The 6,373-nt window shown below is 70.1% G+C and carries 5 protein-coding genes; all 5 read left to right on the forward strand.

The features are described from left to right. The first annotated feature begins 18 nt into the window (after positions 1 to 18). Positions 19 to 1,464 (forward strand): AAA family ATPase, encoded by a 1,446-nt coding sequence (locus ACWELQ_RS05520; RefSeq protein ID WP_452395826.1) that lies wholly within the window; start codon positions 19 to 21, stop codon positions 1,462 to 1,464. Then, the gene (gene eccD / locus ACWELQ_RS05525; RefSeq protein ID WP_452395827.1) at positions 1,461 to 2,999 is read left to right on the forward strand and encodes a type VII secretion integral membrane protein EccD; all 1,539 of its coding nucleotides are present in this window, start codon (positions 1,461 to 1,463) and stop codon (positions 2,997 to 2,999) included. The genes ACWELQ_RS05520 and eccD overlap by 4 nt, the downstream gene beginning before the upstream one ends. A gap of 41 nt (positions 3,000 to 3,040) precedes the next feature. Next, the gene (mycP, locus tag ACWELQ_RS05530; protein ID WP_452395828.1) at positions 3,041 to 4,351 is read left to right on the forward strand and encodes a type VII secretion-associated serine protease mycosin; all 1,311 of its coding nucleotides are present in this window, start codon (positions 3,041 to 3,043) and stop codon (positions 4,349 to 4,351) included. Continuing rightward, entirely contained in the window at positions 4,348 to 6,027 is a 1,680-nt protein-coding gene (eccE, locus tag ACWELQ_RS05535; RefSeq protein ID WP_452395829.1) for a type VII secretion protein EccE, read from the forward strand. Before mycP ends, eccE begins: the two co-directional genes overlap by 4 nt. Before the next feature lie 21 nt (positions 6,028 to 6,048). Continuing rightward, positions 6,049 to 6,373 (forward strand): helix-turn-helix domain-containing protein (locus tag ACWELQ_RS05540; RefSeq protein ID WP_452395830.1); only part of this gene is annotated, 325 nt, incomplete at its 3' end.

Here is a 6,373-nt window from a genome sequence, read left to right on the forward strand (position 1 = left end):
CGACGAGAGACGAGGGAAGTGACTCAGGTACACAACGACGCCACCATCGGCGCGCCGACCACGTCCGCGCGAGGTCGTGGCGGATACGATGCCTACCTCGCGCAACCGGACCCGACGCCTGGCCGCGCCGGACGCGAAACCGCCACCGGGCGTGAGCCTTTCGGGCCGCCCGCCACCGGGTATCCCAGCGAACCGGCGCCATCGGCTCCGGTCGCGGCGAGCCCGCCCGTCGCCGCAATCGAGGTCGCGCCACCCGAACCGTCCGGCGCATCGCCGGGCCCCGCGATCGTGCCGACAGCCCCGCAGCGTGTCGGTGCGGCACCTGCGGTCGCGCCCGGCCCGGCTAGCGCCCTCGGCTCGGTGAACCCGCCCCAGACACCGATTCCCGCTGCGGCCCTTGCGGTTCCGGCGCTCACCCCGCCCATGGGGGTACGCCACGCGCCGACCCCCGCTGCCGTGATGCACGAGCGCCCCGCCCCCGCCCCGGTAGAGGTGTTCGCGCTATCGCTGACCTCAGCCGACCTGCTCGCCGAGATCGCCGCCGCCAGACAGGCGCGGTTACGGTCGACGACGGGGATGCGGGGTGCGCTGAACAAGGTCGGATTCAACCTCGGGCTCTCACCGAACGAGCAGCGCACCGAGAGCCGTCGCGCCCGAATCCGCCGTCAGCTCAACGCCACCTATCAGATTGCGGTGGTCAATGTGAAGGGCGGCTCCGGGCGCACCACCACCGTCGCAGCCCTCGGTTCCACTTTCGCTTCACTCCGTCCCGACCGCGTGGTGGCCGTCGACGCCAATCCCGACTTCGGCGACCTGGCCAGCCGAACCAGCAGGCACCCGTACGGGCTGACCCTGCGCGACCTGGCGCAGGCACCCAACCTCGACGCCTTCTCGGCGGTGCAGTCCTTCACCTCGATCACCACGTCTGATCTTGCCGTCGTCGCCTCTCCGTGGTCGGCGGCCGCAGTCGAGGCGCTTTCCGGCCCGGAATACCTGGCGGGCGTCGAGGTGCTGCGCCGCCACTACAATCTCATGCTGATCGATTGCGGCACCGGGGTTCTCGATTCGGCCACCGACTCGGTGCTGCGCACCAGCGACGCAGTCGTGGTCGTCACCCCGGCGACGGTGCGGGGCGTGACCGGCGCGGTGGCCACCCTCGAGTGGCTCGACTCGCACGGCATGCAGCGGCTGGCCGCGAACTCGGTCATCGCCATCGTGCACCAGCATCCCGCGAAACCGATCGTCGAGGTGCATCGCATCGAGGAACTCTTCGCCGCCGCCCAGCGGCCGACTTTCCTGCTGCCCTACGACGAGCATCTGGCCGAGGGAGGCGAGATCGACCTGCGACTGCTCGACCGCGAAACCGGACTGGCCTTCGAGGAACTCGCGGCCACACTGGCCGATGGATTTCCGGCCGAATTCGCCGGCGGCTACCACCGCGTCGGCCGAGGAGGATCCGCGTGACCTCGGTCCTGACCCCCTCCTCGAATCCCGGCGCGGTTTCACAGTCCGCGGAGGTCGCGCGTGCACGCGTGGCGATCCTGGTCGCCAACTCCCAGGTGGACGCGGTGGTGCCGACCAAGTTCAGCATCGAGACCTTCATCGATGACCTGCTGACCGTCCTGGCCGCCGCCCTCACCGCCGACTCAGTGGACTTCACCGCGCCGTACGGCCAGTGGACCCTGTCTCGGGTCGGCGGATACCCCTTCCCTCGTACCCACACCCTCGCCGATCACGAGGTCGTCGACGGCACCCTGCTCATGCTGTGCTCGACCGAATCCGCCGACGCCTTCACACCGGTGGTCGAGGACATCACCGATGCGCTGACCCGGATCAATGAGCGTGAGTTCGCCGAATTCGACTCGCACGCGGCCGCGCTGATGGGGGTGGCCGCGCTCGTGCTCGGTGCAGCGACCGTGACCGTGCTACTGCTGTGGTCCTGGACCCGGACGTCGGACACCGGGTGGTGCGCGCTGCCAGCGCTGGCGTTAGGCGCCGGGTGCTGGATCGCGTCCGCCATGGCGCGTCGGCGCCGTGCTGCCGCGCCGATCGCCGGGGGTACGGCCCTGTCGGCGATCGTGCTGTGCGCCGCCGGTGCGGCCATGCTCGTGCCTGCGGCGCACGGGCATCCGGGCGTTCTCACCGCAGCCAATCTGGCCGCCGGATCGGTGGTGGCCGCCATCGTCGCGATCGTGCTGCTGCGTTCAGCCGACACCGGCGTACCGATACTGATCGCACTCATCGTGTGGGGGGTGCTGCTGGCCATAGCGGCCGTATTGTCGGCCTTCGCGGAGTTGACGGTGCGCCAGGTCGCCGGCGGTGCGGTGCTGACCGGATTGGTGCTGCTGACTGTCGTGCCGCGCCTGGCGGTGCTGCTCGCGCGCATCCGCCCGCCGGATCTGCCTGATCCGGGTCGGGAAATCGAATCATCAACGCTCACCGATATTTTCGACGAGGAGTCGGCGCGAGCGGCGGCCCCGGACACCGGCGAGGTGGCACCGGCCGGATCGTCACCCGAGCGTGGCGGTGCGGGCCTGGCGGCTCGGGCGTGGGTGGCCCTGACAAGTCTGCGAGGTCTCATGCTGGCGATCGCGACCTTCCTAGCCGGGGCGGCGGTGCTGTGCGCGGCGGTCAGTCCCGGAGGGATCCGCGAGATCGTACTGGCCGGCGCGGTCGCGGGCCTGCTCGCGATGCGGGCGCGCTGGCACCCGGACCGTATGCAGGCCCTCACCTTGCTCGGCGCCGCGACCGCTACGGCTACCGGACTGTCCGTCGTCCTGGTAGGCGCCTATACCGCCGCGCCCGCCCGGGCGACCGTCGCGCTGGGGATCGCTGTCGTGGCCGCAGCCGGATGCGTTGCAGGCGTGCGTCTTCCATCCGTGCGACTATCGCCGGTCGCCCGTCGGGTGATCGATCTGCTGGAGTACTCGCTGATCCTGCTGGTCCCGGTGATCGCCTGCTGGATCACGGGCGTCTACACCGCCATGCGGGCGATCTGATGCGGGTCCGTGCCGCGGTGTTGGTCGCTCTCGCAGCCTTGATGACTACCGCCGCCCCGGCCACGGCGGTGCAGCCACCGCAGGCGACCGTCGGGCCGCCACCGCCCGATGGCGCGCCCGCCCCCGAGACCGCCACCAAACAGGACAAGGGCTGCCTGGCGGTGGGCGTGCTGCCCCATAGCGATCTCGCGCAGACTCCGCCACCCGAACGTGCCCTGGACCTGCGACGGGCCCGCGCGCTGAGCCGGGGAGTCGGTGTCACCGTCGCCGTCGTCGACACCGGCGTGAGCCCGAATCCCAGGCTGCCCAACCTGATCGGCGGTGGCGACTACGTGCAGGCGGGTGGTGACGGCCTGTCGGACTGCGATTCCCACGGCACCCTCATCGCCGGGATCATCGGCGCCGCCGCCGATCCAGCCGACGGCTTCTCCGGCGTCGCGCCTGACGCCCGCATCATCTCGGTGCGCTATCGATCCGGCGCGTTCAGCCCGGATGTCGGCGTGAGCCTCGATCCCGCCCAGCAGAGCGCCGCAGACATCCGCACCCTCGCGCGCGCCATCACCCACGCTGCGAACCTGGGCGCCCAGGTGATCACGGTCGCGCTGCCGGTGTGCGTGGCCGCCGGACTTCCGGTCGATCAGTCGATGCTGTCCGAGGCGTTGGGCTACGCCGTGTACGTGCGCGGCGCGCTGGTGGTCGCCGGGGCCGGGAACGCCGGTAGCGGTGGCTGCGAACAGAATCCGGCCATCGATCCCGGTCGTCCCACCGACCCGCGCAGCTGGGGACTGGTCAAGACCCTGTCGGTGCCGGGCCTGTTCGCCTCCGACGTGCTGACCGTCGGATCCACCAGTGCCACCGGCGATCCGATGCCGGATTCGTTGAGCGGGCCTTGGGTGTCTGTCGCCGCGCCGGGGACCGGCATCGAATCGCTGGGTCCCGGCGGTGGCGGATTGATCAATGGGGTGGGCGCCCCCGACAAACTTGTCGCGGTCGGTGGCGCGTCCTTCGCTGCCGCCTACGTCAGCGGAGTGGCGGCGTTGCTGCGTTCGCGCTTCCCGAATGAAACACCGGGCGATATCGTCGCAAGGCTGGCCGCCAGCGCTCACGCCCCGGCCCGCGGCATCGATAACACCGTCGGTGCTGGACTGATCGACCCACCGGCCGCGGCCAGTTTCCGGAAGCCGCCGGATCCGCCCGCCGGGCTGAATCGCGGAGCCGCGCTGACGATACCCGCACCGCCGCCCGCCGCGGATCGCGGTCCGAACATCGTGTCTGTGGCGGTCATGGCAGGTGGTGTTCTGCTCGGCGCGTGCGTGCGGTGGGTTCCGGCCGCTGTACGGAGGCGCCGATGAGGAAGCGGCGAATTCGTGTGGGCCCCTGCGAGCGCGGTCCCTTTACGCTGCTGGTGGTCGGCGGCGGCCCGCTGCTGTCGGCGGGATCGGGCCGCGTGCCATGGTGGGTGCTGGTCCTGGCGGTGGTTTCGGCGTTGACGCTGATCGCGCTGCGGCTGGACGGGCGCACCACCGCGCGTCGCCTGATCGACTGGACGCGATATCGCCGCGCGCACGCGGCACAGGCCGCCCGCCGAGCGACCCCACCGGTCGCGACCGACATCGAGATCGCGGCGGGGATCTGCGGAATCCATGGCGATGCAGGGGTTCTGGTGGCGATGATCCAGCTCGCACCGAACCTCGACCTGCCGAGCATCCTCGCCGAGAACGGTGTGTACACCGAGGACACGGTCCCCATCGGGCTGCTCGCGCCGCTGCTGGATCAATACGGTGTCGCCGTCGACATCGAAATCGTCACCACCGGGCGGCGCACCCGTGCCCTCGGTGACTACGACCGGATGTACGAGCAGTTGACCGGAGCGAATCCGATTGTCGGAGAACGCTTCACCTGGCTGGTGATCCGACTGGACCAGGAACGCAACCTGGCCGCGCTCCTGCGGCGCGGCCCGGACGCCGGACCCCGGGCACTGGCCGCCGCCGCATACCGCATCGCAACCCGGCTGAGTGAACACGCCGTCCCCGCCGAGGTGCTGCCCGCGGCCGCCCTGTGCGCCGCCGCCCGGGCCCTGCATCGTGATGTCGAGCTGTCGGATCTGACCGAGCACTGGCGTCGTCTCGGTTCCTCGGTGCCTGGTCGTGGGGTTACCAGCTTCGCGGTCGACTGGACACGGCTGGGCGACACCGGATTCGACGACTGCTGGAGCCGCCCGCGCACCCGCACCACTATTGTGATCGCCTTGTCCGGACTCCGGGGACCCCGGGCGTTGGTGCGGTTCGTCGGTCCGGAGGTCACCGATGACGTTCCGGCGTACCTGGTTCCGCTGCCAGGGCTGCAGTCGGCCGCCCTGCTGGCGAGCCTGCCCACCACGGCCTCGATCCGGGAACTGCCGCTTCCCGGCGGTCCCGCCCGATTGCCCGCCGACCTCGCGGTACCGATCGGACCCAACGGCCAGATTCTGGGCACCCTCACCGGGGGAGCGGGTCGATTGCTGGCCTTGCCGTTGTTCGACCCGGTCGAGCACCGCCCGCGTCGCCGCGCCGTCGAGGTGCGGGCCACGCTCCCGGTGGCGCAGCAGATCCTGTTGCGCACCGTGGTGGTGGGGGCGCGGGTGGTGATCCATACCGACCGACCCGACCAATGGCGGCACCTGGTGACCACCGTCAACGATCCGGACGCGTTGCGCCTGGCGACCGAATCCGACGCCGAGAACAGCGATTTCGCCACCGCCACACCGGTCGTCGAGGTCTTCGATCGACTGCCGCCGCGCGGTAGCGACAGCCGCGCCACGGTGACCGTCACCGAACAGGGCACCTCCGTGCACCGGTTTGCCGATCTCATGATCGAGCAGGTCGGCGATGATCTCCTCGACGTCGGCATACCGATGCGGACCGTGCGGGTGCAACTGCTCGAACCGCGTGGCGAGACCCGATTCATCGAGCAGCCCGCGCCAGAAGAGCCCGGGGAGGTCCCGCTCGGCCCACCGGCGCGCACCCCCGCTCCGGCGATCGGCACCTGAGCGAAAAGGAAATGAACGGTAATGTCTTTCGGCGTGGTAGCGGATTCCGGCATGCATAGCGAGGTCGACCGATCGGTCATCGAGGGGGAGGAGCCCAGTCCGCGCCAGGCGGCTGCGGCGATCTTCTCCAGTCGACTTTCGGCGCTCATCTCCGAATCGATGGTCTCCACCGAGGATGGCGCGACCCGGTCGCTGACGCTGTATTCGCTGGCGCAACATCTGGAATTGGCCTATCCGGACGTCCCGGTGTCCCAATCCGGTTTGTACCGACTCATTCACGGCGATGCCATTCCGCGGCTCGATCTGATTATCGCGTTGGCACGTGTATTCGACGTTCCGCCAGAAT

The organism is Nocardia sp. NPDC004722, from assembly GCF_053601505.1.

Coding starts and splice junctions, on each gene's coding strand:
- mycP (WP_452395828.1), top strand. CDS start 3,041: ATGACTACCGCCGCCCCGGCCACGGCGGTGCAGCCACCGCAGGCGACC.
- eccE (WP_452395829.1), top strand. CDS start 4,348: ATGAGGAAGCGGCGAATTCGTGTGGGCCCCTGCGAGCGCGGTCCCTTT.